Here is a 26960-nt window from a genome sequence, read left to right on the forward strand (position 1 = left end):
ATCTTCTATTTTATTCTCAATATATAGATAATTTTGTAAAATATGGATATACAACAATTTCCTCAATTGATGATCAACGGTATTGCTGTAGGTAGCATTATTGCCTTAGCAGCCGTCGGACTGACTCTAACCTACGGTATTTTACGGTTATCTAATTTTGCCCATGGTGATTTTCTCACTTTGGGTGCTTATCTAACCCTCATGACCAATAGTACAGGTGTAAATATTTGGCTGTCAATGATTTTAGCAGCCTTGGGAACAGTAGGAGGAATGTTACTAGCAGAAAAATTACTTTGGTCAAAAATGCGGTCTATCCGTGCTACTTCCACAAGTCTGATCATTATCTCCATTGGGCTGGCTTTATTCCTCCGCAACGGCATTATTTTTATCTGGGGAGGTAAAAACCAAAATTATAATCTACCCGTCATATCAGCTTTAGAATTTGGTACATTAAGAGTACCGCAAAATCAATTATTGGTACTGGGATTAGCTATTTTGGCTATTTTATCCCTTCACTACCTACTACAAAATACCAAAGTTGGTAAAGCCATGCGGGCAGTGGCCGACGATTTAGATTTGGCTAGAGTATCGGGTATTAATGTTGATAGAGTAATTCTTTGGACTTGGGTAATTGCTGGTACGTTCACTTCCTTGGGAGGTAGTATGTACGGGCTAATTACAGCCGTGCGTCCAAATATGGGTTGGTTTTTAATCCTACCCCTATTCGCTTCTGTAATTTTGGGTGGAATTGGCAATCCTTACGGAGCGATCGCCGCAGCCTTTATAATTGGTATTGCCCAAGAAGTTAGCACCCCTTGGCTAGGTTCACAGTATAAACAAGGTGTAGCCCTATTAATCATGATTTTGGTGCTGCTCATTCGTCCCAAGGGTTTATTCAAAGGCACGATTTAAGCAGCACCAGCCTACTTCTAACTATTCAATAATGTGGAAGTAGTAAGCTGCTACCAAAAAGTTAACAGCCAAAAGTAATAAAGCCCAACCAGTACGGAAAACGTAGGAAGGTTTAGCAGCGGGTTTGCTTTTAGCGGTCATAAGCGGTTCTCCTAATTTCGTGACTTTTTAAGAAATAGCAAACTCACGCGCCAATTTTGCAAATTCTTTAAAAATATTTTTGTAAGGTTGGTCAGTGGTCAGTGGTCAGTTGACAGTTGACAGTTGACAGTTGACAGTGGTCAGTTGACAGTTGACAGTTGACAGTTGACAGTGGTCAGTTGACAGTTGACAGTTGACAGTTGACAGTTGACAGTTGACAGTTGACAGTTGACAGTTGACAGTGGTCGGTAGGAAAAATCTTCTCCTCTGCACCCCTGTTCCCTGTTCCCTGTTCCCTGTTCCCTGTTCCCTGTAACCTGTTCCCTGTTCCCTGTAACCTGTAACCTGTCCCCTGTAACCTGTCCCCTGTAACCTGTCCCCTGTTCCCTGTTCCCTGTTCCCTGTTCCCTGTTCCCTGTTCCCTTATTCCTCCCCAGCGTGGTAGGAACTGCGAACCAACGGACTCGAACGGACATGATTAAAACCCATATCCTTGGCTATATCACCTAATTCTGTAAATTCCTCCGGTGTCCAATATTTTTGGACCGGGAGATGATCTAAAGAAGGACGCATATATTGACCAATGGTTAAGCGATCGCACTTTACAGAGCGCAAATCCGCCATTGTCTCAATTAATTCATCTATTGTTTCTCCGTGACCCACCATCACACCCGACTTCGTAGGCATCTGATCATTAAATTCTTTAACTGTTGCTAATACAGCCAAGGAGCGGTCATATTTTGCCCCTCGGCGCACGGTTGGGGTTAACCTGCGGACTGTTTCCACATTATGGTTAAAACAAGCTGGTTCAGCTTGAATAATCACCTCTAGGCTGTGACGTTGGCCAGCTAGACCTCCACTACCCCAAAAATCCGATGTTAACACTTCAATCTGAGTTGCTGGGTTCAGGTCGCGGATAGTCTCCATTGTCTTGACAAAATGACCCGCTCCCCCATCAGCTAAATCATCACGGGCTACAGCAGTTAACACCACATACCGCAATCCTAAAAGCTGTACTGATTCTGCTACTTTTTGGGGTTCTTGCTCATCCAAAGCCATGGGGGCATGACCTTTATCTACTTGACAAAAAGCACAAGACCGGGTACAGGTCGGACCCATTAATAAAAAGGTAGCTGTTTTTTGGGCATAGCATTCACCCCGATTTGGACAACGCCCCTCTTCACAAATTGTGTGAATTTGACGCTGCTTAATGATCCGCTGGACGGTAGACATTTCACTAGCTTTGCCCAGAGGACGACGCAACCAGCTAGGCATGGTTATAATTTCCGACTTGATATCAACCTTTTGCTTTTGTGAATAATTCATTTATTTTATCTTGCTACTTAAAACTAAAAACACAATTTATATATATCAGTCATCAGTGGGTTTTGAACTGATTTTTTTGAACAAACCACAGAGTACACAGATTATTATATATAGCAGCAATTAACAAAAAAAATGGGTAATTGGGTCTTGAAGATTAGTTTTATTCCCAATTACCCATTACCAATTACTTACAAATAACCTAAAATTGCTGTGGCTCTTGGTTGGTAATAACACTGACTTGTGTACTGACAGCCTTTGCTGCTTGTAACATAGGAGTGTTAGTAACAGAATTGTTAGCCAAAGTAAACAAGGGATTGGATAAAATTCCAGAGATAGTAGTAGCTATCAAAGTTACTATCAAACCCACTTGTAAAGGTCTAAGCCCTGGTAAATCCCAACGCACCTGGGGGTAGTTTTTAACTACTTCGGACATTTCTTGAGGTTCTTTGACCACCATCATCTTAACTACACGAATGTAGTAATAGATAGAAACCACACTAGTAATTAAACCGAGCAGAACTAACCAGTAAAGACCAGCTTGCCAACCTGCCCAAAATAGGTAAATTTTCCCGAAAAATCCGGCTAATGGGGGAATACCACCCAAAGACAAGAGGGAAATACTCAAACCCAGTGTGAGGAGAGGGTCTTTTTGATACAAACCAGAGTATTCAGCAATTTGGTCTGTTCCCGTGCGGAGAGAGAATAATACCACACAAGTAAAGCCGCACAGGTTCATAAACAGGTATACCAATAGATAGAAAATCATACTGGAATAACCGGCATCAGTTCCCGCAATTAAGCCAATCATCACAAACCCAGCTTGGGCAATAGATGAATAAGCTAACATCCGTTTCATGCTAGTTTGGGCTAGGGCGACAACGTTACCCAATACCATACTTAGGACAGCTAAAGCGGTAAAAACAAATCTCCACTCATCAGCTACAATTGGGAAGACAGTGGTTAATAAGCGGATAGCCAGAGCAAACCCGGCTGCTTTAGAACCGACGGATAAAAAAGCGATTACAGGGGTGGGTGCGCCTTCATAAACGTCTGGTGTCCATTGGTGAAAAGGTGCAGCGGAAATTTTAAAGCCAATACCCGCAATTACGAAAACTAAAGCAATTACTAAACCTAGAGATTGACCAACATTCGCTGTGGCAATACCCTGAGCGATCGCACTTAATTCCGTTTGTCCACCAGATAAACCATACAAGAGGGAGACACCATACAAAAATACTGCTGTACTAGAAGCACCAATTAACAGGTATTTCAACGCTGCTTCATTGGAACGGGAATCACGTTTTGTATAACCTGTCAACAAATAAGAGGAAATACTCAGGGCTTCTAGAGAGATGAAAATCATCACCAACTCATTAGCGCCGGATAAAAACATTCCTCCCAAAGTCGCAGTCATCAAAATAGCGATAAATTCGGCTAAAGCCGTACCACTTTGTTCGACATAGCGAATTGACATTAATATTGTCACCAACGCCGATAGAGCGATGATACCACGAAAGACAATACTCAGGTCATCACCATTAAAACTACCAGTAAAAGCAATGGGGGTAGTTGTATCCCATTGAAAGTATAGAGCGATTATTGCCGCTGTTAAACCGAGCGTAGCTAGATATCCTATCCAGCGAGCAGAGCTACGCCCCAAAATCAAATCAACAATCAAAACCCCCAGAAGGGTAATCATGACGATTCCCTCTGGTAAAATCGTTCCCGCATTTAACTGGGATGCAAAATTAGCAAAATCCATGAGATGTATAGGTTTTAGCGATTAGCTGACACAAGTTTATTCTATCTATAGTTTTTAACTAAAATTGCATTGATCTTTCTATCTTTAACAGTTGATAATTCTTATATTTGATTTTAGCTAACCGGATATTCCTGTAAGCATAGCTTAAAGCACTTTATCTGCCAGCCTTTAAAACTTGTTCAGCTGTCAGTTGGAAATTTGGGAATGTCGGGGAAGTAATGGGTTGATTGCCTCGAATTTGCTGAATTTCATACTCTCCTTTGACTAACGTACAAATGGAAAGGGTAGGTTGTTTCGGTTTCCCAATATGTCGAGTCCCACCTAGACCCGCATAATCCGCAATCCAATATTCAGGAATACCTAGAATTGCGTAGTCTTCGACTTTACGCGCATAATCGTTTTGCCAGTTGCTACTAACTACTTCCATCACAAATTTAATCGAACTGCCCAGCGTGAGGATTGATTGGTCATTCCAAAGTAGTTCTTTCGCAAGTTCATTGCGATCAATAACCATAACATCAGGTCGAAATGCTGTCATACCCAAGTTAGAAGGACGTAGTAATCCTCGCTGAAGGACAAACCAATTTAAACCTATTGCATCAATTTGGGCGCAAATTTTTGTGGTAGTAAAAGCTGAAACTTCTTCATGGTAGCCCGTTGGTTCTAAATCAAACACCTCTCCATCAATCAATTCGTAGCGGTTACTGTCACCATAACGGACGATAAAATCGCCAAAACTTAGTAACTGCTGTTGTCTTGGTATTTCGGTTGCAATGGTCATAGGTCAACTTAGCCCCATCAATATCATCACTCTAGCATTTTCGCTAAATCCATGCACTCCGAATTAAAAAGGCTAACGTAAAGTTCACCTTGATAATAAGAGCAGATGGCGATCGCCCTAAATTTTTCAAAAAAACAGTAACAGTAAGATGTATGATGTTAATTAATTTTGGCAGGAAATATTGTTTGGTGGAAATGTTGGGTTTCCTTTCGTCAACCCAACCTACAAGATCGGCGATTGCACTAAAGTAAACTGGGGATATTTTCGGATTTTTAGTCATCTTTAGATGACTTTTGCTATTAGACAGGGAATTCATTCCCTGGCGGTTTGTGGATTTTGCGTAAGACAGCTATAACAGTTTAAGCAATCAAACTGAAGTTACTACTAGTGAGGGTGATATCAGGATTACCTAAACGGGCAAATTCAAACACTGTTCCCGTACCCAAAATACTGCCATCTTGGTTATAGAATAGACTTCCCGTACCTTGACTAAACACAATACGAGCGTTACTAGCATTGACAAATTCATCACCACCGACAACTTCAAAGTCAGTTAAAGCCTGTCCTGGAAGGTTAGTAATGGCATTAAATGTAGCTTTACTTAATACAATCTGGTCTAGTCCCGCTTCAAATTCACTAATGTAATCAACGCCTAAACTGGTACTAAAAACACTATCGCTTTGAAACAGATATTGATCATTACCAACTCCTCCCGTCAAGATATCATCACCAAGTCCTCCCCAGAGACTATCATTACCGGTGCCACCGTTGAGAATATCATTACCTGCTCCTCCCCAGAGGGTATCATCTCCTCCTAACCCTTGCAGTTGATCATTGCCACTACCGCCATTTAAGGTATTATTTAGAGCATTACCTGTGAGACGGTCATTTCCTGTACCACCTGTGGCATTTTCGATGACGTTATTAGCAGAGAGAATCAGTTTAAGATTACTATTGACCGTTTGTGAAGTTGCAACACCCAAATTCACATTTACAGCAGCAGTCGTCCCCGTCAAGTCAAGATTATCAATACCCCCTGTGGTCGTTTCTGTAATTGTGTCCGTTCCTAAAGCTGTATTTGCTAGGAAACGATAGGTATCATTTCCATTAAGACCGGTCAGAGTATTGTTGGCACTATTACCTTGGATAACGTTATCCCCGGCATTACCTGTACCGTTGATAGCCGCTGTTCCGGTTAAAGTCAAGTTTTCCACACCACTGGGCAGAGTAGTAGTCACAGAAGCGCTGAGGGTATCGGTGATAGTTGTGGTAGCCGTTCTGGCAGCGCCAGGGGTAGCATTGGTGGCGGTAGTCAAGTTGAGAGTAAAGGTCTCATTAGCTTCATTCAGGGAATCATTGAGAATAGGAATATTGATCACTTGACTGGTAACACCAGGGTTAAAGGTGAGAGTTCCGCTGGTGCTGGTATAGTCTGATCCTGCTATGGCTGTACCGTTAGCAGTGGCATATTGAACGGTAATGGCTTGAGTGCTGGCGTTGGAGAGAGTAACGGTATAAGTAACGTTTTGAGGGTTGGTGTTACCTTCAACTATGGTCTTGTTAGCACTGAGGTTAAGATTAGGTAATAAGTCATCATTAGTAATAGTTCCTGTGACGGCTGTGGTTGTACCAATGGTGTAACCTGTTCCTGTTGCTAATGTTAAAGCCACAGTTTCATCACTTTCAAAAATTGTATCTGCTGTGGGGTCTATGGTTAAAGTGGCTGTACTTGCACCCGCAGCAAAGGTAATAGTTTTACCTGTTCCGGGTGTTGCACCTGTATAGTCGGTACTGTTAGCTGTTCCAGTGATGCCATAGTTGACGGTTAAGGCATTGGTTGTACTACCTGTGCGGGTGAAAGTGTAAATTAGATTGGTTGTACCGTCTTCACTAACACTGGTGGGGGATACTGCTAGGGTAATGGAAGAAATCAATCCCGTCTGGTAATGACTTTGAATTTGGGTAGGCGTTAAGGCATAATCATAAATAGCAACTTCGTCAATGAGTCCATCAAACCATTGAGGATCATCTGCATTATGTCTACCAATTCTAAAGTTACTACCATCTAAGGATGGTTGCGTATATGTCTGTGAACCAATAAATTGTCCATTTATATACAATTCAACTTTACCAGATGTAAATATAGAAACTGCATGATACCAAGTATTTGGTTGAACAACAAAAAGTGAATCATAATATCCATTATGGTATTGGATATCTAGGGTATTATCCTTATTCCAATATCCTAAAATAAGAGATTGACCAGATTGAGACCAAGTATCACTATCAACAATAGAATGTTCTCCTGTAGTGACATCTGCTTGAAACCACGCTTCAATTGTTAGCGGTTGTGAGTTAGAATCTAAAGGCGTATCAACGTAATCATCAGTTCCATCAAAATTAGCAGAACTACCACTGTTAATGCCGCTAGTTTTTCCTAACTCAACTGCTCCAAAATAAGTCCCGTTATATCCGTTACCAGAAGAATCATAAACGGTTGTTCCTGAAGTTTCATCTAGTCGCCAATAAGCGAGAGGAACATCTGCTAAAACTGTACTTATATAAGAGCCAACTGGGGCATCATTGTCCATAATTCGGAGAACAGCAGTGCTTTGAGTTCCTAATGTAGCTCCTCCAGTTGGATTTGTTAGAGTTAAATTAACAGTTTCATTACCTTCTAAGAGACTGTCATCAACAATGGGAATGGCAACAGTTTTAGTAATTTCTCCATCAGCAAATGAAATAGTAATCGGGGTGTTATTATAATCAGAAGGTGCTATTGCAGTTCCATTTGTTAGGTTAAGGGTTGCACTGACTGCTCCAATACTTCCCCCAGTACGAGTCACGGTAACAGCAGTTACAGGTGTACCATTTTCATTAACGCTGTAGGTTGCTGCACTAAAGGCTATAGTTCCCGAATTCTGCTCAACAGCAACTACCTGCCCATTTACCGTAATCGTCGCGTGATCATCCTCAGCCTTCAAAGCCTGTAAAGTCTGAGTATCCAGACTGTTACCCTGTACCAAAGCGGCAAAAATCGCCCCTTCATCTCCGGCACTATCACTGAGATTAATTTGAGCATCAATAAAATGCCCAATTTCCTCTAACAAAACTGCACTAATAGCTTCTGCTGTAGAAGTTGCGAGAAAATTAGCTGATAAATAAATCTGATTATTGCTACTGGCATAAGCCCCATTGGCATTGCCAAGAATGCTACTATCTAAAATCTCAATTTGCGGAAGTTGACTAAAATCACCAGATAGCCACTGTAAACGCAGAATTTCCGCACCGCTACGGTTGTATTGTGTCCCAAAAGCCGTATCAAATAAATTCCAGAAGTTGTCTAAATCGACAAAGGTGCTGAGTTGGTTATATGTCAGCGTCAGGGCAGAGTTGAGCAAGGTATTCATGGATTTGATGATTTATTCCTATGGAAATAATGTGACACAAATACTTACAACTGTCAATCTCTATATTCATACTACAAATTATAATCAAGTTGTAAGCTACTATGCACCTCAAGTTTATCATCCTAAAATAGTTAAAATCTTGTGGGGTGGGCATCTTGCCCGCCAGATTTATACAAATTAAATGCAGTACAGCTTAATACTTATTGAAGTAGTCGTGCAAAATAAATTGAACGAACATTTTAAAAATCCCTAAACCAATCAATTTTGGAGGAGCAAACCCCCCAAAGTTGATAGTTCCCGGTAAACTACTATAATCAGTGCTGTTGGTAGCAGATCACCTTTTTGAGTCTAAACTAACACTTGTGCTTTTTCCTCTTCCAGCTTTACCTGAGCCTCTGCTTTCAGAAACTCAGCCACTTGTGCCTCAATTTCGTCGCGCACAATTTGACGATATTCCAAGAAATGCTCAATTTGAGCGCAAACAGATAAATAGCTACTGATACCACCAGGATTATGCTTGTACATACTCCAAAGATTACGCCAGAATTGCCAACGGGTATTACGTAACACACCTTGTCGCCAGCAAATAGTTAATAACGCCCGCAATACCTTCCAATTCAAGGGTTTTTTTGCACCCTTGCCCTTTTTTGGGTAAGTAGCTTCACCTAAAATGCGGTAGTGACGGTAAGCACGATCTAAAAATCGTGATGGTTCGTATAATTCCCAAAATGCTTCTACATATTCACTAGCAATTTCTGCTAAAGGCCTTGTAGGGACAAAATTCATCAACGTAGTTTGATTAATATTTGCAGATTTACTGCGGAGTCGGTTTTCCTTTGCTAATCTATGCCATAATGCAGTATCAGGAAGGGCTTGAAGCATACTAAATAAAGCAGTGGGAATTGATGTCTGCTCTACAAATTTGACAATTCTCGCCCCAGCCCCCGACTTTTCACCATCAAAACCAATAATAAAACCTGCCATAACTCGCAGTCCAGATCGCGTAATCTTATATACTGCTTCACTCAATGAATCCCGCGTATTTTGAAATTTTTGAGTAAAAGCGAGGCTTTCTTCGTCAGGAGTTTCAATACCCAAGAACACAGACCCGAAATTACACCTGACCATGGCATCCATCAGTTCTTGATCTTGGGCTAAATCCACGGAAGCCTCTGTCGCAAAGGAGAAAGGATACTCATGTGCAACCATCCAAGGTTGTAGTTCTTTTAAGAATAATTTAACGTTGCGTTTATTACCAATAAAGTTATCATCTACCATGAAAATACTGCGTCGCCAACCCAATTCATAAAGATAATCAAGTTCGGCGAGGAGTTGCGCTGGTGACTTGGTGCGAGGTTTGCGACCATAGAGAACAATAATATCACAAAATTCACACTGGAAGGGACAACCACGGGAAAATTGTACTGACATTTCCGCATAAGCATCAAATTCTAGCAAATCAAAGCGCGGAATGGGAGTGTTTGTGACATCTGGTTTTTCACCACCTGAGCGGAATATGCCCGAAGATTCACCACGGCTAATTGCATCTATAAATAATGGTAAGGTAATTTCTCCTTCATCCAAAATTAAATAATCTGCACCCACATCTGTGACTTCTTGGGGTAAAGCTGTTGGATAGGGTCCACCCACCGCTACACGCTTACCGCGCCCTTTTGCTTCTTGAATCTGTGCCAGTAAATCCTCTTTTTGGACAATCATTGCTGATAAAATCACTAAATCAGCCCAAGCCCATTCTGCTGCTGTAATTTGGCGAATATTCCGGTCTACTAGCTTAAAATTCCACTCTTGGGGTAAAATGGCGGCCACTGTCACCAAACCCAAAGGTGGTAACATGGCTTTGCGGTCTAGTAAAGCTAGTGTTTTTTCAAAAGACCAAAAACTTTTCGGAAACAGTGGATATATTAGTAAAACATTCATGATATTAATTGTCAACCCTGAATTTTGCTTGTAGTTTGATTTTAAACAAAGACTGAAGATAGGAAATATTGTTCACAAGAAAATCCCCGAAAGACACGGAAGCCAATTGGCTTTAGACGGTGGAGGAAGTGCCAACGGCGAATTTATTCGCCGAGCATAAGATATAATTGAACCGCAAGTAAGAACAACCATACTCTAAATTACTGCTTCTACTTTTTCGGCTGCTTGTTCTTTAACGAGTATATAGGGTTTTTCCGCACCTTGGGCTAAATACGCAGCTAATTGACTTTCGATTTCGTCGCGGACAATTTGCCGGTATTCCATAAAATGCTCAATGTGGGCGCAGGTGGAAACGTATTGTTCAACCACTTTCGGGTTATGCTTGAGAATACTAAAGAAGTGATGCCAGAATTTCCAGCGAGTTTGTCGTTTAAATCCTTGTCGCCAAATTACAATTAGTAAGGCTCTGACAACTACCCATTCTGGCATTTTTGCTGGTACTGTGTATTTAGCTGAACCTAACATCATAAAACAGCGATAGGTGCGGTCTAAATAGGCAACTGGGTCATATAAAGCACAGAAAGCCTCCACATATTCCCTAGCTAATTCTTCTAAAGGACGGGTAGGAATGAAGTTCATCAATGTGGTTTGATTGATGTTCCCATCTTGATTTTCCCGTAATCTTCCTTCTTTTTTCAACCGATGCCACAATGCAGTGTTGGGTAATGCTTGTAACATAGCAAAGGTTGTAGAAGGGATGGCTGCTAATTCAGCGAAGCGGACAATGCGATCGCCTGCACCGGACTTTTCACCATCAAAGCCAATAATAAACCCAGCCATGGGTCGCAAACCTGCTTTAATAATAGTTTCTACAGATTCAGCTAAGGAACTGCGAGTATTTTGGAACTTCTTAGTTAGTTGTAAACTATCTTCATCTGGGGTTTCAATGCCCAAAAATACTGCTTTAAAACCACAATCTACCATCAATTCCATCATTTCGGCATCTTGTGCCAAATCAATGGAAGCTTCTGTGTCAAAATTGAAAGGATATTGATGTTGTTCCATCCAAACTTTTAACTCTTTGAGCAACAATTTTACATTACGTTTGTTGCCAATAAAGTTATCATCTACCATGAAAACACCCCGCCGCCAACCCAACTCATAGAGATAATCTAACTCGGCTAAAAGTTGTGCAGGGGTTTTAGTTCTCGGTTTGCGTCCATATAAAACAATGATGTCGCAAAATTCGCACTGGAAGGGACAACCCCGGGAAAACTGCACCGACATCATATCATAGGCGCTGAAATCTAATAAATCAAAACGGGGAATGGGTGTAGTTGTGACATCAGGCTTTTCTGTAGCCCGGAAAACTCCAGATTTTTCTCCCCGTTGTACCGCTTCCACAAACATGGGTAAAGTAATTTCTCCCTCGTCGAGAATGAGGAAATCTGCCCCTGCTGCTTCCACTTCATGGGGTGTGGAGGTGGGATAAGGACCACCCAAAGCTACCAACTTACCGCGTTTTTTCGCTTCTCGAATTTGTGCCAATAAGTCTTGTTTTTGAACAATCATGGCAGAAAAAATCACCATATCTGCCCATGCCCACTCTTCCTCTGTGGCAGCGCGAATGTTACGATCTACAAGTTTAAATTCCCATTCTTGGGGTAAAATTGCCGCTACCGTTACTAAACCCAAAGGTGGTAATAACACCTTTCTATCAACCAGCGCCAGAATTTTCTCATAAGACCAAAAGGTTTTTGGAAATATTGGATAAACTAGCAAAACACGCATAGTATCACCCCTCACGATTTATTTGTGATCTAACTGTAACTAAAATTCAGACTAATTGACTTTTTTCTCAGTTTGTCCGTTGTATGTGAGAATGTCAGAATCAGGATGTCCAGGATTTAAGGATTTACAGGATTTAAGGATGAACAGGATGAAGACTGGAATTTCATCACTAATTACGCATTATATTTTATACAGGTTGCGACTTAATAATTAGCAACTTGGGTTAATATAATTTCTATGGATAGTACAAGTTCTGTTGTATGTGAGAATAGGTAAAGAATTTTTATAGTTCAGGAGTTCCACCGTGCTGGCTCAATTAGATCGTATTACTATTAATCCTAATGTTTGCCTTGGACAACCAACAATTCGAGGGATGCGGATTACTGTGGGCTTTGTGTTGAAATTACTGGCTAGTAACCTTTCGGTTCAGGAAGTTTTAGCGGCTTATCCAGAATTAGAGGATGAAGATATCCGACAGGCGCTTAACTACGCAGCTTGGACTGTTTAAAGTTATAATTGAATTTACCAAATATTTCAATTAAATAGAATTATGTTGAGAATTTCTGTATTTCTTGATGGTGCAAATTTCTTTTTCATGCAAAAGAACGCACTATGTTGGAAGGTAGATCCTAAAAAGATTCTTGATTATATTGAGACAGAAGGTAATATTGTTGATGCCTTTTATTATATTGGACATGACACACCGCCTGAAGCAAAACAACAGTCATATTTAGACGCATTACCTTTAATGGGTTATTCACTTATTACAAAACCAATAAAAACAATTTATGATGCGAATACTGGACTAACAAAACAGAAGGCTAATTTAGATATTGAAATAGTTTTGGATATGTTTAACACTATAGACAGCTATGATAAAGCTGTATTAATTAGTGGGGATGGAGATTTTGAAAGGGCATTGACCTTATTAAGGGCGAACGGAAAACAATTTACTGTAATAGCTACCGATAAATTTATCGCAAGAGAATTAAGGAATGTTGCTGGAAGACACTATATTCGTTTTGATGATATTAGAGATAAGGTTGAGAAAACTTTATCCTAATATTTTGCTAAAGCGGATAAGTTAGATATTGAAACTTCCGCCTGATTTAGATTGCTATATTCTAAATGAAATTGCTAAACTTAAGAGGCTAAATCGTTATGTTGGTGGGATAAATGATTTCTCAAGTGGCTAAGAAATTAGACAAGACCCAAACCATTGGGCGGCAACAGTTAAGCAAGATACAGCAGGTAAATAAACAAGAAATTGGGGGAGCAAGAATGTACGCTATTGCTTTTGATATGGATATTGAATCACTGAAGCTGAACTACGGTGATCCATACAACAATGCTTATGGTGAAATTGCGAAAATTTTGCAAAGGAAAGGTTTCACTCGGCAACAAGGCAGTGTTTATTTTGGGGATACAAACACTATTAATGCTGTTACGTGTGTACTTGCTGCAATTGATTTATCTCAAAATCTCCCATGGTTTGCGGCTTCAGTTAAAGATATTCGTATGCTGAGAATTGAAGAATTTAATGACTTAATGCCCGCTGTTCAACAGAATAAGTAAGTTCGGTCTCTTCATATTTGTTTTATAAGGTGCGTTACTTTTTTAACCCACCTTTTTTGCTTGTGTGGGAGCGATCGCTGTGGTGAGGGAAGGGATTCGCATAAGATAAACTAGAGGAGAGCGATCACCCTCATAACCATGAACATTAACCTCAAACCTATTCTCACTCGCCTAAAAAAAGAACTTTATGACCTGTATGGCGATCGCTTGCAACACCTCACCCTCTTTGGTTCTCAAGCCCGTGGTGATGCAGAACCCAGATCAGATATAGATGTGTTGGTGGTGCTGAAGTCTCCTGTTAACCCCGGTGAAGAAATCAAACGCACAGGTAAAGCGATCGCTGATCTTTCCCTAGATTATGATGTTGTCATTAGCTGTCTTTTCATGGATGAAACCCACTATCAAACCCGCAACGGCTCTTTGCTGCGTAATATCCGTAAAGAAGGCGTTCTTCTATGACCGACGAACAACGGGAACTCCTCCTCAAAGCCCAACAGAGTTGAGAAGCTGCAAAACTCCTACTTGCCAACAACTCCCCAGACTACGCCATGTTCTACATTGCAGAAGCATTTTTAGAAGGTAAGGGACTTTCATTTTCCAAACATTCAGCCGTTATTGCTGCGTGGTTTATTCTTTCTTAACCTCTGCCTTTTTGATTTGCATCAGGGCGATCGCTGTGGTGAGGAAAGCGATTACCATGAGATAAACTAGAGGAGAGCGATCGCAATTTTCTTTTAAATAGTCAGCAATAAACTACAATCCCATCAAAATTTTTAGTCTGTCTTCCACTTCTGCTAGTGTCCCTGAAGACACATTTCCCCAGCACTTATCCAGACGTTCCACAGAGATTGATCTAACGTCTTCACATTTAATAAAACTTTGGGTTTTCATCCCTCCCTCTGGAGAGTTAATTTTTACGTGAAAGGGGATTCCTTTATCTTTCGATGTAATCGGTAACACAACTACTAAACCAGATGCACCTTGATTAAATAGATCCACCGAAATGATTAAACAAGGGCGTTTTCCTGCTTGTTCATGTCCGCGCACAGGATTAAGGTCTACTAGCCATATCTCCCCTCTAGCGATTTGTGCCACTAACCTTCAACCCCGTCCGCTATAGTTTGCTCCCATAACTGTCTCTCAGAAACCTCCTCTTGCCACAGTGTTTCATTCTGCCTTAAAACAGTAAAAGCTTCATTGGCTCGTGTCAGAAACAAAGACCTGCGATAATTCTCAATAGCTCGATCTAAAACTGATTGAATTGTCTCACCAGAGTCCTCTACCATTGTTAGTAGAGTTTTATGTGTGGTTTCACTGATACTAACTTTTAGCTCAGGCATGACTTGTTCTCATAACTCACTAACCAATTATTATAGCAGTTGCCAGGGCGATACCTTCAGTAAGCTTCGCTAACGCATGAGATAAACGCAAATAAGCGCAGATAAAAAGGGATGTGTTGAGTTTAAATTAGGACTTAGGCACAGGTTACTAAAAACGAACCACGCCAGAACACAGAGATCACAGAGGAATGAGAGTTTGAGAGGGTTTTTGCGTAAGTCCTATTATAATTAATCGCCTTCATCTTTCTGTGCAGCTTCACATAAATTCGGTCTGAGAATATTGCCAGGAAAATTTATGAACTTCTATGATAAGCTAAATGGAGCGATCGCCCAAAATCAAAGTTTACTGTTTATAGGACTAGCTCCTTATCCAGAAATGCTCCCTGAGTGATATTCCCATAAATCACATCCCAATACTATGATTGTCTCCACGTTCAAAAATAAAGCTTAGTAATTTTTATCACCAATCAAAGCAGGAACAAAATTCTCAATGAATGCCTTATGTTTTCATCATTCCCTAGTTAATAAAAAAATTCCTATCCTTGTTGATAGCAATGATCTTAATTATTATTTTCAAGAGCAAGGATATCAAACTATTTTATTTGATGATTACGATTTTGCTAGTCAACAATTAGCATTTGCTGTAATTTCAGATTATAGATATCATGATCGACTTATACAGCTATCTCATAATTCCAAAAGTACGATTATCCATCTACTAGCAGTTAGGTATGATATAAATCCTCAAATTCTCGCTTATTCATTCGAGCAACTTCTCTCTTGTGATCTAACACAAGTATTAGAGTTAAGAGCTAACACTTATGAGCAAATTGCTGAAGTGGAAGATGAATTATACTTATCTGATCAGAGAGGGACTAAATTAAAGTGCTTATTGTCAGAAAGTTTAGAAGTTATAAATACTCAAGATGAGTTAGAACCAGGATCGTTTTACTCCATTTCTGAAATGCTAGAAAGCGGAATAGTCAATATTCAAAGTGATAAATCAAGTTTTTCACTAGATGGAACTTTCTTTTTTGATGGCATAATTTACGCTTGTGCAAACCCACAAGTGAGAGAACGTCACCAGGATGCTTTGACATATTTACTTGAGAAGGTCAATTCAAGTCAAGAAAAATATATTCATATCGAAGATAATACTATAACTCATCTCATTTTAGATGGTAGGGATGAAACTTCCATATTACTGGAAATGGATTATGGTTTAGAACGTAACTTGAGTTTTACTGAGATAGGCTTTGGCTGTAACAAAAATATTGAAAAAAATCTGAATTGGCAGATAAACTCCATTATGAATCAAGGAGTATATGGAACGCATATAGGAATAGGTATGGCACAGAAATCTCCCTATATTGATTTTATTTCTCAAAGTATAAAGATTATTTAATGCCGGGAGAGGGTTGGGGAAGGGGTTATTGTATTTTTTTGTGCTACGCATCTTTGCAAAACATCCTTTTTTTTTGACTGTAGCTCTAAACCCTGAAACTTTAGTTTCTTGTCTGTTCCCTGTTCCCTGCTCCCTGTTCCCTTTTTTGTAAAAGTTGTGTCAATTTTTATTCTTTTGTCTCAAACATGGGATCGAATAAGACAACACCATGAAGATAAGGAAACATGGCCTGTGTCGGAAGACGATCTTGGTTTTTTGCAAAAACATACCAAGTTTGTCTAGGACGAAACCAGGGGATGGAAATTCCCACAAGCCCAGCATCTTGTGCTAACTTTTTAATTGTCGCTGGACGAATTGTTACACATAGAGGATATTCCCAACCATCTCCTTCCATGTCAGAATCCCCCTCCATAAAAGTAGCAACGATAAGACCATCAGGTTTCAAATGTTGAGCAAAGTTCTGTAAACAAAGACTTACTAAATTAGTCCTAGTATGAGTTAATACGGACTGTGCGAGGATAAAATCAAAATCGCTTTCAAATTCAGCTAAAGAGAACTTATCGTTATAACTAAAACACGGTTTTTTGATGCGAAGGAGATCCTCTCCAACTTGGAACTTTATAGCATCCTCGATTAACCACTTGTTGGGTTCTACCCCGTAATAACAACCTTCATCAAGGTAAGGTAGAAAAAGCCGACCTGCGCGGAGCGAACCACAGCCAAAATCGAGCAATTTATGCTGAGATCGGAGACCCAATGTACAAAGCAACCGAAATTGAGACGCTCCCATGAAATCGTACTCTTTTGCTGGTCCTACATAATCATTGTAGTTTTCTCCAGCAGTTATTTTTAGATTCGCCATTGATATTTTTAAATTAATAAAGGTATTTTGCTAGGATAGCAGGCTACGAGTTGATCATATCCAAGTAATTTCAGGAATCAAACCGGATATTTATATGATGATTAATACGCTTTTTGTCATCAGCTTATTCTATTAATAATTTACCAGTAATAGTCATACCCAAACGCTGAAGATAATTGGCAAATAAACCATAAAAGTCAATGCTTATAGGCTGAATATTAGTCACGAGAAGGCAGAGCTTGTTAGAATAACGAAATCATACAAGTTATATTCATTGGCATAGTTGTATTGTGCAAGCGGACTGTAATATAAAGGGTTTTTTTGACTTAAAAACTGCAAATTAAACGTTAATTATCTAATCCATCTTTATTTATTAAAAGATGTAAACATTTTCGACATTGATCTTGTTAAATCAAACTGATGCTGATATGGTGATATCAACGAGTTAAAAAACAACTCACAAATTAGTAGCTAAAATTGCAAATTTTCAGGAGCAACTAAAATGAACGCTAAGAAAACACAAAAACGTAAACTTGAACAAGTTAACAAAGAAACCCGCAGCAATCTGGGCAATGTTTACTGGTAAGGATTTGCTGAATATTACTTATTAATGTAAGTATTTACAGGTTCTAAGACTAGTCTAAGCAGTTGGACAACAATTCTCATAATTGTTGTCCAAAATTGTTAATTTTTCACACTTAATTAAGATATCTTGAAGACAATAAAGTTTTGTAATTCGTTAAATAAATATGCACATCTTAGAGTTTTATCAAGCTTTTCTTCAAAGACAGATGCCAATTATTGTTGATAGTAATGAAATTCATACTTACTCTCAGGAGCAAGGATATAAAACTATTTTTTTTGATGATTATGACTTTAAGAGTAAACAAACAGCCTTTTTAATCTTTTCAGATTATAGCTACTATTACAAACTTAAACAACTCTGGCATGATTCTCAAAGTACCATAGTACATTTACCAGCAGTAAAATTTGATGGGAGCTTACCTGTAATTGAATATTCTTTTAATCAGCTATTATCAGGTGATATTGAACAAGCATTAGCAATTCGAGATATTTTATATGATAAAATAGCTGAAAGTGAAAGTGAGTTATATTTATCAGACTCAAGAGGAAGCAAGCTCAAATGCTCTTTAGGTGAGAATATAGAAATAGCTAATGCTGATGTGGAACTGGAGTCAGGATGGTTTTACTCTGTGGCTGAGTTCTGGGAAAGTTCAGTAGTGAATACAAAAGCAAATAAATCCAGCTTTTCTGTAGATGGAACTTTCTATTTTGATGGCATATTAACCCAGACTACAACTCAAGAAACAAAAGATTATAATTGCCAGCCTTTGCAATATATTACAGATAGGGTGAAATTAAGTCAAGAAAAATATCTAGAAATAGAAGATAATGCCATAACTCATCTGATCATAGATGGTCAAGATGAGACTGCTGCATTATTAGATATGACTTACAACTTAGAAAGAGGTTTAAATCTGACAGAAATAGCCTTTGGTGCTAATAAAAAGATTGAGGAAACAATTGATTGGTCAATAAATTCAGTTGTTAACGAAGGTATATATGGAACTCATGTAGGGATAGGAATGGCACAAAAAGCTCCCCATATTGACTTTATTTCTCAGGCTTTAAAGTGGGTTTAATTACTGAGGATTTACTATTATGGCAGATATTGCTTTCTTTGATCTTCCTAGTTACACCCGGATTGATACAACTCTAGGTTTAATTCAAGAACTCGCTGATAGAGGAGAAAAAATAGATTATTATTACTTCGATGAATTTCGAGATAAAATAGAATCAGCAGGTGCTAGATTTCAACCACTTCCTAGCATGAAACCTCCAGATTCAGATCCTACATTGCAATCGCGGTTGATAGAATATTGCTTAGATGCTGTACCAATTTTATTAGAAAATTTAAAAGTCAACCGCCCCAAATTAATTGTTTTTCATGCTAAATGCTTATGGGCTGCTATCTGTGCGGATTTACTGAATATATCTAGCGTTTGCTTCCATACCAATTTTCTTCTACCACCTCATTTTTTGCCCCCGTTACCATTGTTATTAGCAGCCTACCCAATTAATGATATTGTTAAACATTTACAAAGATTTTACCGACATCAACGACTTTGGCAGCAATTAACCCAAAAGTATGCAATAAAGACGATTACCAAAAAAGATGTATTTCAACTACAACCAAATTCTATGAATTTGCGAGGTGATTTAAATATTGTTTATACATCGGAAATGTTTCAGATCCAGCGTTCATATTTCGATGCCAGTTATATTTTTACAGGACCTTGCTACAGTGAGAGAGCAGTTGATTCTCAATTTCCTTTACTAAAGAGTGCAGAAAAACCAATTATTTATATTTCACTAGGATCGGTGACATTATATAATTCTAAAACCTTTTTTTATCAACAATGTTTACAAGCTTTTGCAAATAGTGAGTATACGGTGGTAATGTCTGTGGGGAAATTTATAGATATTGCTGAATTGGGAAACATTCCCCCTAATTTTATTGTCAGTAACTATGTACCTCAGATGCAAGTGCTTCAACAAGCTAGTGTTTTTATTACTCATGGGGGAACTAATAGCACTTGGGAAGCATTAATTCACAAAGTACCACTGGTTGTATTTCCCCAAGGAGGCGATCAATACTTAGTAGCTAATCGTGTAGAAGAATTAAATATCGGAGTATGGGTAAAACAGAAAAATATTGCTCCATTGAAATTGCGATCGCTTGTTGAGCAGATTATCAAAGATGAAAAAATTCGTAGTAACGTTGATCTATTAAGTGATTCTTTGATAACATCAGGTGGCACGCAAAAAGCAGTAGATAAAATTTTAGAATTTAAACAGAGGAACAGCATTTCTCATGTTTGGCAATAGCACAAATTTTATTATCTGCATTAACTAAGTAAATTATAATTAACAGCAAAATGAAACTGACAACAGAAGCAATAAAAAGTTATGAAGAACAAGGATTTTTGTTCATTCCAGAGTGTTTTAGCCGTGAGGAAATATCAGTAATTTGTGATCAAATTCCCAATGTCATGGACGATGAAGCAGTTGGTCGTGTTTTAGAAGATGATCAAAAAACCTTACGCACTCTCTATGGAGTTCATCTCAATAACAAAATTTTCCGAGATTTAGTCCGCCACCCTCGTCTATTGGCAGTTGCACAACAACTTTTTGCGAGTGACTTGTACGTTTTCCGTAGCAAAATCGTGATGAAGCCAGCTTTTACGGGAGGAATGTGGGGATGGCATCAAGACTCTGCATTTGCACAGTATTACGAACAAATTCCCTCACCAAAAGGAGGAAATGCCATCCTTTTCTTAGATGAAGTCAATGAATTCAATGGACCAGTATATTACATACCAGGTTCTCATCAACAGGGAATACTCGAAGCGGCAAATTCTGCTTCAACTACTAACTCATCCTTAGCGATCGCTCCAGAAACAATTGCCAAATTCGCATTTCAGCAAGGAATTGTCGCACCGAAAGGTCTAGCAGGGTCGGTTTTGTTCGTACATTATGATACATTACATGGTTCCGTCGCCAACATTTCTCCCTGGGATCGCCGGAACTTTGTGATCACCTATAGCAGTATTGAGAACAGCGCCCTTCCCAACAAACAAAGACCAGCCTTCCTATCAAATCCTGATCTCACGCCATTAATAGCTCTTAGTCAAGACGAACTTGATCGCATATTTACTCAACAATAACCTTACATTAACAACAATTTATACAAAAAATACAGTTATGGGTATCACTTGGAGTCGAGTTGTAATGAACCGGGAAACGGCGAAGCTACTAGAGAATTTGCCGTTTTCAAAATGGCGAGTATTAGAAGTTTCAGGCAAGACTTGGGAAACTTTTGGGTTTCAAGAGTATGAAAATATCCACTATCCAGAATATGATATTTGTTCTACACCCTTGCCAAAAAAGTTTGATTTAATTATTGCAGAACAAGTTTTTGAGCATCTATTGTATCCCTATCGAGCCGGTCGCAATATTATTTCCATGCTTTCCCCAGGGGGGTATTTTCTCATCTCCGTTCCTTTTTTGGTAAAAATTCATAACTACCCTATAGATTGCACACGCTGGACGGAAACTGGACTCAAATACTTTCTCCATGAATGCGGATTTCCTCTAGATCACATTCAAACTGGCTCTTGGGGAAATCGCCAATGTATTATTGCTAACTTCTCTCAATGGGTCGAGTATGATCCTGTTTCTCATTCCCTAGATCAGGAAGCAGAATTTCCTTACCACGTCTGGGCATTAGCGCATTTACAGCAAGTTCAGCTTGAGTGAGGTACACCTTATGCGGGCAAGATGCCCGCACCACAAGAGTTTTATCATTAATATCTGGACTTCATAATACCGGGAACTGCTGTATAACATGAGGCTAGAATAAATATAGCAGTTGCTAGATAGATAAGAATTTACTGACAATATTGCCAAGATATTAACAATTCAGAACGATGAATTTTACAATCCCTCAAGAATATAACTTCCTATCTCGCTTTTACCGACTGGCATTTACGAATATTCTCTCTAGTATTGTTGTGCCGCTATCGGGTTTAATAGACTTAGCCTACTTGGGACATTTACCTGATATCCGTTACCTAGCGGGAGTTTCTTTAGCCACAATTCTTTTTAGCTACTTATACCGAGTTTTAAATTTTTTACGCTCTTCCAGCAATGGCATGACAGCACAAGCTGTAGGAACAGATGATCCAGAAGCCATACTATTAGTTTTACTGCGGAATGGTCTGATTGCTTTGGGGATAGGTACACTTATCCTGATTCTTCAGTACCCTTTACAACAAGTAGGGTTTACCTTCCTAGTGGGTGCAACAGAGGTAAAGGATGCAGGTCTTGACTATTTTCAGGCTCGTATTTGGGGCGCACCTGCGGTTTTACTTAACTTTGTCCTAGTTGGTTGGTTTTTTGGCCGAGAACTTAATATTTTTGTGGTGCTGATATCTGTAGTAGAAAGCCTAACTAATGTAGTGCTGGACTACTTATTTATTATTCGCTGGGGTTGGGCTAGTACAGGGGCTGGTTTAACTACAGCCATTAGCCAGTATGTGGCATTATTTATAGGTTTAATTATAGTTTGCTTCCACATTGATTGGTCAATTGTATCAGGTGTCATCCCAAAAGTCTTGGATTGGTCAGCTATTAAAGCTACCTTTAAGCTAAATGGAGATATGTTAGTGAGGAGTTTGGCCGTGGTCTCTACCTTTGCCATTTTTACTGAACTCAGTTCGGCAATGGGAACAGAGATACTAGCGGAAAATAGTGTTCTTATTCAAGCGGCAGCTTTTAATATGTTTGTTGTTCAAGGAGTGGGATTTGCCACCCAAAGCCTGACGGGAAACTTTAAGGGACAAGGTACATTACAGCAGCTACAACCATTACTAACTGTTAGTCTACTCACTAGCTTATTACTTTCAATTCCCATTGCTATCTTATATATTCTCTTTCCAGAAACTATCTTTGGACTATTAACCAACCACACTGAAGTAACTGCAAACATTTCTGACTATGTGAGATGGTTGTTACCATTTCAGGGGTTTTTTGCAGTTAATGTGATTCTGGAAGGATTCTTTGGAGGTTTAACCGCCGGAAGAACGTTACGTAATTCTGCCGTTATTTCCTTTGCAGGAGGTTTCATGCCTATAGCTATAACAGGCTGGTATTTTCACAGTAACCATCTTTTATGGTTAGCAATGATATTATTTTCAATAACCGCTATTGTGGTTTTTTCATTTAAACTATTAGATACATTTACAAGTGAGATAAAAATTCCTACCGTTTCTCCTACAACTACTGAATTAAGTTAGCTCAAAGGATAATCATAGCTCGTCAACCACGAAAATTTACTGCCTTAGAGGATGTAGATAAAATACCGGCAATTAGTGCTAGAATTTTATAAATTTATAAAATTTTAGCAAATGGGAAGGAATGATAACATTGACCGCAGATGAACACAGATAAATACAGATAGTCATGTTACCATTGATGGTAGAAAAATTGCATATCAAATCAAATTGCACGACAGTTTGGTATTTTGGTGAATGCTTTAAGGTTAAATAAAATATATTGCCAGATATTGCCAGGAAAATTTATGAACTTTTATGATAAGCTAAATGGAGCGATCGCCCAAAATCAAAGTTTACTGTTTGTAGGACTAGATCCTAATCCAGAAATGCTCCCTGAGCGATATTCCCAGAAATCACATCCCAATACTATGATTGATAGTCTGTGGGATTGGTTGGAATTTACTATCACCCAAACCAGTGATTTAGTCTGTGCTTATAAACCCACTCTGGGATTTTACGCAGCTTTAGGTATTCCAGGATGGGAATTACTACAACGAACTTTAAAAGCTATTCCTGCCCACATTCCGATTATATTAGATGCCAAACATAGCGATCTCAATACTAGTACAATTTTCGCTAAAACTGTTTTTGAAGAATGGCAGATTGATGCAATTACGTTGAGTCCTTATGCGGGACAGGATCACGTAGCCCCCTTTTTAGTTTATCCCGATAAAGCCGTTTTTATTTTGTGTACAACTTCCAATCCAGGTGCTGTGATTTTGCAGCAATATCCCACAGCGGAATCACCTTTTTATTTACAAGTAGTCAAGGAAGCAAAAAATTGGGGAACACCTGAACAACTGGGTTTAGAAGTAGGAACTATTCAGCCAGACATTTTAGCAAAAATTCGCAAAGAAGCACCGGAAAGAGTAATTTTAGCCCGCAGTATTTGGTCTGAAGGTGGTAATCTGAAAAACTTACTATCAGCGGGATTAAATTATAATAGTGATGGTTTACTTCTTCCCGTTTCCCAAGATATGTTAGGAAGCGAAAATCTATCTACACAACTGCAATCTTTAAGGGCGGAAATTAATCATCTCAGAACTGAAATTTCCCAGGAAAACTCTGTTTGTTCTGTCTGGTTTCCTGATGTTTGTTTGTTAAATCAACACCCACTTTTAGATTTGATTTTACAACTTTATGACATTGGTTGTATTATGTTTGGGGAGTTTGTCCAAGCTTCTGGAGCTACTTTTCCCTATTATATAGACCTACGCAAAATCATTTCCAATCCCCAAATATTTCATCAAATAGTGATTGCTTATGCAGAGATTCTCAAAGACTTAACTTATGATAGAATAGCGGGTATTCCCTATGGTTCTTTACCTACTGCTACTGGATTATCATTACATCTAAATTCCCCGATGATTTTCCCCCGCAAAGAAGTAAAAGCACACGGGACGCGCAAGGTAATTGAGGGTAATTTTAATCCTGGAGAAGTTGTTGTAGTTGTTGACGATATTTTGATCAGTGGTAAAAGCGTCATGGAAGGAGCAGAAAAGTTAAAATATGCGGGATTAAATGTCAATGATATTGTGGTATTCATGGATCATGAGCAAGGGGTAAAAGACAGGTTGCGAGAAAATGGCTATCAAGCACACGCGGTTTTAACAATTTCTGAAATTACAGAAACTTTATATGCAGCAGGCCGTATTACTGAGGAGCAATTTAAAACTTTAGTAGAAACAAATTAGACATTTCTGAAGCCCTATTCTGGCCTAAGTCTTGGGTAATAATGATCAGAAAAATAGGGTAGCTAAATCCGCACTGAATTAATTTACGCAATAAATGTATAATTTAATTTAAGTGCGAAAATTTTTTTAAAGGGTAATGAGGTTGACTTTTGCCGGCGAATGTGGTATTTTTATAATGGGAGGCTATGGTTTAAATAAAATTTTGCTTACACTCGATTATATTAATATGACTATCATAGCACAACGAAATCCCAACCAACCCCAAAAATAAAAATTTTTTTTCAAAAAAACTTAGAAAAAATCATTTAAATGATAATTTAAACTTATAACACACATTCCGCTACTTTGGTAACGATGCGTTTTTGTTCATTGAGGGGTGGGAGAGGGAAAAGATAATTTTTTACTGTTGATGTAGCTAATTCTATTTGTTTTGTTGAACCAGAAGATTTTGCTTCTATTTCGCTTTGTACAAAATCACTAGCTATCTAAAAATATATAAACTTAGATTCAATCAAAATAGGACGAATAACAGTTACATGAGAATCTGCAACTACTTTTTTGTAAATATTTTCTTCATGAATATAAATACAAACACGCCCTAAAGTTCCTGTTCCTGTTGAGTTTAAAAGTAAATCTCCTGTTTCTAAAAATCTTTCATCAGAATATTTTTCAACGCTTTCAGGACAAATAAATTTAGCTTTTTGAAGCTCAATTGACTAATACGCTGGGCATCACCATCTACACCCGCATCTTTACGCATGATATCCTGAATAGTTTTAATTGTGGTACTGATTGACATATTTAATAAACTATGTTTGGTACTGTGACTAATATTATACTAAGTCGTCATCTAAAGATGATTAAAAATTTTATCCTATTTTGGCAACCAAATCACCATTTTCATTAATTAAAGCCTGACGCATTCTTTCCGCGTGGTCTATATCTTCACAGAAAACAATGGTTTTATCAAATCGGTTGGTAGCTTTGAGAAATTCGGTAATTTTTTTCGCCACTAAAATATCTCGATTTTCTAATATTAATGTGCGGTTAATGTCTTTTTGGCTGTAAAGTTTATCTGCAATTAATCGCTGATATTTATCTAATTCTCCTGGTGCTGGTTGCCAGCCTTCTAAGTCTTTATCAATGTCAATTCTGACAACTTTATAAGGGGCTAAAAATCCATCTTCTATGCCCTGTTTCAGAGAATAAGTATAAATGGGTTGGCCAAAATAATCTATATTGGAAACCTCTTTAGTTTCCTTGGGTGTAGCTGTTAAACCGATTTGCGTAGCAGCAGAAAAATATTCTAAAATTTCCCGCCATGCAGAATCATCAGCCGCGCTACCACGATGACATTCATCAATGATAATTAAATCAAAGAATCCCCTAGAGAATTGTTTATAGATATTTTTAGATTCCTCTGTTCTTGATACACCTTGATAAAGGGCTAAATAAATTTCATAGGCTGTATCTACCTGACGTTTAATGATTTTCGTCATGGGAGAACCAAAGGGTTTAAAATCATTGGTTTTAGTTTGGTCTATGAGAATATTTCTATCTGCTAAAAATAAGATTTTGTTTTTAGTTTTAGATCTCCATAACCGCCAAATAATTTGAAAAGCTGTGAAGGTTTTCTCCGTACCTGTAGCCATAACTAATAATATCCTGTTTTCACCTTGAGCGATCGCTTCTACAGTTTTATTAATAGCAGTTGATAATAACGGGGTGATTTACCACTACCATCATCATAATAACTTTGGTTAACAATAGGCTGTAATTGATCATCAATATTTCGCCATTGACAGTAACGTTGCCATAATTCTTGAGGGGTGGGAAATTTATCTAAAGGAATTTCTCTTTCTATGATTCCTGATGTTACAGTTCTATCATGTTCTAAAAATGCGTCACCATTGGAACTGTAAACGAAAGGTATATCTAACATTTCTGCATAATTAAGCGCTTGCTGCATTCCACTTCCCACACTGTGGTTATTACAGCAGTTTCCGAAGTTATGAGGTACAGTTAGTAATAATAAAGATAATACTGTCATGAAAGCATATTCAGTGGATCTCCGAGAAAAAATAGTTGCAGCCCATATTGAGGAA

At 38.6% G+C, this 26960-nt stretch carries 24 protein-coding genes and 1 pseudogene; 12 read left to right on the top strand and 13 right to left on the bottom strand.

The annotated features are described in order from the left end of the window. Positions 1-42: 42 nt before the first annotated feature. Entirely contained in the window at positions 43-912 is an 870-nt protein-coding gene (locus H6F62_RS00925; protein ID WP_137906523.1) for a branched-chain amino acid ABC transporter permease, read from the top strand. 21 nt (positions 913-933) lie between these two features. On the opposite strand, the gene H6F62_RS00930 is transcribed toward H6F62_RS00925, so the two are convergent. From H6F62_RS00930 to H6F62_RS00960, 7 genes are all read right to left on the bottom strand, one after another. Then, positions 934-1053, bottom strand: a complete 120-nt coding sequence (locus tag H6F62_RS00930; protein ID WP_137906524.1) for a photosystem I protein PsaX — start codon at positions 1051-1053, stop codon at positions 934-936. Positions 1054-1476: 423 nt separating this feature from the next. Beyond that, positions 1477-2379 carry a lipoyl synthase gene (gene lipA, locus H6F62_RS00935; RefSeq protein WP_190371096.1) on the bottom strand — a complete coding sequence of 301 codons (903 nt, stop codon included), beginning with the start codon at positions 2377-2379 and terminating at the stop codon, positions 1477-1479. A gap of 199 nt (positions 2380-2578) precedes the next feature. Beyond that, positions 2579-4141 (bottom strand): NAD(P)H-quinone oxidoreductase subunit N, encoded by a 1563-nt coding sequence (locus H6F62_RS00940; protein ID WP_190371097.1) that lies wholly within the window; start codon positions 4139-4141, stop codon positions 2579-2581. Between the two features lie 154 nt (positions 4142-4295). Continuing rightward, positions 4296-4922, bottom strand: coding sequence for a Uma2 family endonuclease (locus H6F62_RS00945; RefSeq protein ID WP_190371098.1), 627 nt, complete (start codon positions 4920-4922; stop codon positions 4296-4298). A 359-nt stretch (positions 4923-5281) separates the two neighbouring features. Continuing rightward, complete coding sequence (locus tag H6F62_RS00950; protein ID WP_190371099.1) at positions 5282-8332, bottom strand: Calx-beta domain-containing protein; 3051 nt, start codon at positions 8330-8332, stop codon at positions 5282-5284. A 348-nt stretch (positions 8333-8680) separates the two neighbouring features. Beyond that, on the bottom strand, positions 8681-10270 hold the full coding sequence (locus H6F62_RS00955; protein ID WP_137908823.1) for a B12-binding domain-containing radical SAM protein: 1590 nt from the start codon (positions 10268-10270) through the stop codon (positions 8681-8683). A 195-nt stretch (positions 10271-10465) separates the two neighbouring features. Further along, the gene (locus H6F62_RS00960; RefSeq protein ID WP_190371100.1) at positions 10466-12061 is read right to left on the bottom strand and encodes a B12-binding domain-containing radical SAM protein; all 1596 of its coding nucleotides are present in this window, start codon (positions 12059-12061) and stop codon (positions 10466-10468) included. A 304-nt stretch (positions 12062-12365) separates the two neighbouring features. Between H6F62_RS00960 and H6F62_RS00965 the strand changes: the two genes are divergently transcribed. The 4 genes from H6F62_RS00965 (at position 12366) to H6F62_RS00980 (ending at position 14095) form a co-directional block, all read left to right on the top strand. Then, positions 12366-12569, top strand: a complete 204-nt coding sequence (locus H6F62_RS00965; RefSeq protein ID WP_028083937.1) for a DUF433 domain-containing protein — start codon at positions 12366-12368, stop codon at positions 12567-12569. Positions 12570-12611: 42 nt separating this feature from the next. Beyond that, a complete protein-coding gene (locus H6F62_RS00970) occupies positions 12612-13124 on the top strand; it encodes an NYN domain-containing protein (RefSeq protein ID WP_035371956.1) in 513 nt (170 codons plus the stop codon). Between the two features lie 113 nt (positions 13125-13237). After that, on the top strand, positions 13238-13636 hold the full coding sequence (locus H6F62_RS00975; protein ID WP_081677194.1) for a virulence factor: 399 nt from the start codon (positions 13238-13240) through the stop codon (positions 13634-13636). Positions 13637-13774: 138 nt separating this feature from the next. Beyond that, the gene (locus tag H6F62_RS00980) at positions 13775-14095 is read left to right on the top strand and encodes a nucleotidyltransferase domain-containing protein (RefSeq protein ID WP_190371101.1); all 321 of its coding nucleotides are present in this window, start codon (positions 13775-13777) and stop codon (positions 14093-14095) included. A 294-nt stretch (positions 14096-14389) separates the two neighbouring features. Here H6F62_RS00980 and H6F62_RS00985 read toward each other — a convergent pair whose 3' ends face one another. Beyond that, complete coding sequence (locus H6F62_RS00985; RefSeq protein ID WP_137908817.1) at positions 14390-14731, bottom strand: type II toxin-antitoxin system PemK/MazF family toxin; 342 nt, start codon at positions 14729-14731, stop codon at positions 14390-14392. Next, positions 14731-14976, bottom strand: coding sequence for a toxin-antitoxin system protein (locus tag H6F62_RS00990; RefSeq protein WP_137908816.1), 246 nt, complete (start codon positions 14974-14976; stop codon positions 14731-14733). The genes H6F62_RS00985 and H6F62_RS00990 overlap by 1 nt, the downstream gene beginning before the upstream one ends. Positions 14977-15466: 490 nt before the next feature. Between H6F62_RS00990 and H6F62_RS00995 the strand changes: the two genes are divergently transcribed. Beyond that, positions 15467-16381, top strand: a complete 915-nt coding sequence (locus tag H6F62_RS00995) for a hypothetical protein (RefSeq protein WP_190371102.1) — start codon at positions 15467-15469, stop codon at positions 16379-16381. A 166-nt stretch (positions 16382-16547) separates the two neighbouring features. Here the strand turns inward: H6F62_RS00995 and H6F62_RS01000 are convergent, their stop codons facing one another. Next, positions 16548-17243, bottom strand: coding sequence for a methyltransferase domain-containing protein (locus tag H6F62_RS01000; protein WP_137908814.1), 696 nt, complete (start codon positions 17241-17243; stop codon positions 16548-16550). A gap of 749 nt (positions 17244-17992) precedes the next feature. Between H6F62_RS01000 and H6F62_RS01005 the strand changes: the two genes are divergently transcribed. From H6F62_RS01005 to H6F62_RS01030, 6 genes are all read left to right on the top strand, one after another. Further along, complete coding sequence (locus H6F62_RS01005; RefSeq protein WP_137908813.1) at positions 17993-18907, top strand: hypothetical protein; 915 nt, start codon at positions 17993-17995, stop codon at positions 18905-18907. A gap of 19 nt (positions 18908-18926) precedes the next feature. Then, the gene (locus H6F62_RS01010) at positions 18927-20153 is read left to right on the top strand and encodes a macrolide family glycosyltransferase (protein WP_137908812.1); all 1227 of its coding nucleotides are present in this window, start codon (positions 18927-18929) and stop codon (positions 20151-20153) included. A 50-nt stretch (positions 20154-20203) separates the two neighbouring features. Further along, the gene (locus H6F62_RS01015; RefSeq protein WP_137908811.1) at positions 20204-20992 is read left to right on the top strand and encodes a phytanoyl-CoA dioxygenase family protein; all 789 of its coding nucleotides are present in this window, start codon (positions 20204-20206) and stop codon (positions 20990-20992) included. 37 nt (positions 20993-21029) lie between these two features. After that, positions 21030-21584, top strand: a complete 555-nt coding sequence (locus H6F62_RS01020) for a methyltransferase domain-containing protein (protein WP_190371103.1) — start codon at positions 21030-21032, stop codon at positions 21582-21584. Between the two features lie 170 nt (positions 21585-21754). Beyond that, on the top strand, positions 21755-23122 hold the full coding sequence (gene gntT / locus H6F62_RS01025) for a guanitoxin biosynthesis MATE family efflux transporter GntT (protein ID WP_137908809.1): 1368 nt from the start codon (positions 21755-21757) through the stop codon (positions 23120-23122). A gap of 284 nt (positions 23123-23406) precedes the next feature. Further along, positions 23407-24855, top strand: coding sequence for a bifunctional orotidine-5'-phosphate decarboxylase/orotate phosphoribosyltransferase (locus tag H6F62_RS01030; protein WP_190371104.1), 1449 nt, complete (start codon positions 23407-23409; stop codon positions 24853-24855). A 643-nt stretch (positions 24856-25498) separates the two neighbouring features. On the opposite strand, the gene H6F62_RS01040 is transcribed toward H6F62_RS01030, so the two are convergent. The 3 genes and pseudogenes from H6F62_RS01040 to H6F62_RS20775 all read right to left on the bottom strand — a co-directional run. Beyond that, on the bottom strand, positions 25499-25654 hold the full coding sequence (locus tag H6F62_RS01040; protein ID WP_137908807.1) for a type I restriction-modification system subunit M: 156 nt from the start codon (positions 25652-25654) through the stop codon (positions 25499-25501). A gap of 70 nt (positions 25655-25724) precedes the next feature. After that, on the bottom strand, positions 25725-26507 hold the full coding sequence (locus tag H6F62_RS01045) for a DEAD/DEAH box helicase family protein (RefSeq protein ID WP_236097161.1): 783 nt from the start codon (positions 26505-26507) through the stop codon (positions 25725-25727). 38 nt (positions 26508-26545) lie between these two features. After that, positions 26546-26960, bottom strand: a pseudogene (locus H6F62_RS20775) (hypothetical protein); the annotation flags it as partial.

The organism is Anabaena sp. FACHB-1391 (genome assembly GCF_014696755.1).
Lineage (GTDB): Bacteria > Cyanobacteriota > Cyanobacteriia > Cyanobacteriales > Nostocaceae > Dolichospermum > Dolichospermum planctonicum.

Bases quoted from the DNA above. Each gene is read 5' to 3' on its own strand.
- H6F62_RS00925 (WP_137906523.1), top strand. From the start codon at position 43: ATGGATATACAACAATTTCCTCAATTGATGATCAACGGTATTGCTGTA.
- H6F62_RS00930 (WP_137906524.1), bottom strand. From the start codon at position 1,053: ATGACCGCTAAAAGCAAACCCGCTGCTAAACCTTCCTACGTTTTCCGT.
- lipA (WP_190371096.1), bottom strand. From the start codon at position 2,379: ATGAATTATTCACAAAAGCAAAAGGTTGATATCAAGTCGGAAATTATA.
- H6F62_RS00940 (WP_190371097.1), bottom strand. From the start codon at position 4,141: ATGGATTTTGCTAATTTTGCATCCCAGTTAAATGCGGGAACGATTTTA.
- H6F62_RS00945 (WP_190371098.1), bottom strand. From the start codon at position 4,922: ATGACCATTGCAACCGAAATACCAAGACAACAGCAGTTACTAAGTTTT.
- H6F62_RS00950 (WP_190371099.1), bottom strand. From the start codon at position 8,332: ATGAATACCTTGCTCAACTCTGCCCTGACGCTGACATATAACCAACTC.
- H6F62_RS00955 (WP_137908823.1), bottom strand. From the start codon at position 10,270: ATGAATGTTTTACTAATATATCCACTGTTTCCGAAAAGTTTTTGGTCT.
- H6F62_RS00960 (WP_190371100.1), bottom strand. From the start codon at position 12,061: ATGCGTGTTTTGCTAGTTTATCCAATATTTCCAAAAACCTTTTGGTCT.
- H6F62_RS00970 (WP_035371956.1), top strand. From the start codon at position 12,612: ATGTTGAGAATTTCTGTATTTCTTGATGGTGCAAATTTCTTTTTCATG.
- H6F62_RS00975 (WP_081677194.1), top strand. From the start codon at position 13,238: ATGATTTCTCAAGTGGCTAAGAAATTAGACAAGACCCAAACCATTGGG.
- H6F62_RS00980 (WP_190371101.1), top strand. From the start codon at position 13,775: ATGAACATTAACCTCAAACCTATTCTCACTCGCCTAAAAAAAGAACTT.
- H6F62_RS00990 (WP_137908816.1), bottom strand. From the start codon at position 14,976: ATGCCTGAGCTAAAAGTTAGTATCAGTGAAACCACACATAAAACTCTA.
- H6F62_RS00995 (WP_190371102.1), top strand. From the start codon at position 15,467: ATGAATGCCTTATGTTTTCATCATTCCCTAGTTAATAAAAAAATTCCT.
- H6F62_RS01000 (WP_137908814.1), bottom strand. From the start codon at position 17,243: ATGGCGAATCTAAAAATAACTGCTGGAGAAAACTACAATGATTATGTA.
- H6F62_RS01005 (WP_137908813.1), top strand. From the start codon at position 17,993: ATGCACATCTTAGAGTTTTATCAAGCTTTTCTTCAAAGACAGATGCCA.
- H6F62_RS01010 (WP_137908812.1), top strand. From the start codon at position 18,927: ATGGCAGATATTGCTTTCTTTGATCTTCCTAGTTACACCCGGATTGAT.
- H6F62_RS01015 (WP_137908811.1), top strand. From the start codon at position 20,204: ATGAAACTGACAACAGAAGCAATAAAAAGTTATGAAGAACAAGGATTT.
- H6F62_RS01020 (WP_190371103.1), top strand. From the start codon at position 21,030: ATGGGTATCACTTGGAGTCGAGTTGTAATGAACCGGGAAACGGCGAAG.
- gntT (WP_137908809.1), top strand. From the start codon at position 21,755: ATGAATTTTACAATCCCTCAAGAATATAACTTCCTATCTCGCTTTTAC.
- H6F62_RS01030 (WP_190371104.1), top strand. From the start codon at position 23,407: ATGAACTTTTATGATAAGCTAAATGGAGCGATCGCCCAAAATCAAAGT.
- H6F62_RS01040 (WP_137908807.1), bottom strand. From the start codon at position 25,654: ATGTCAATCAGTACCACAATTAAAACTATTCAGGATATCATGCGTAAA.
- H6F62_RS01045 (WP_236097161.1), bottom strand. From the start codon at position 26,507: ATGGCTACAGGTACGGAGAAAACCTTCACAGCTTTTCAAATTATTTGG.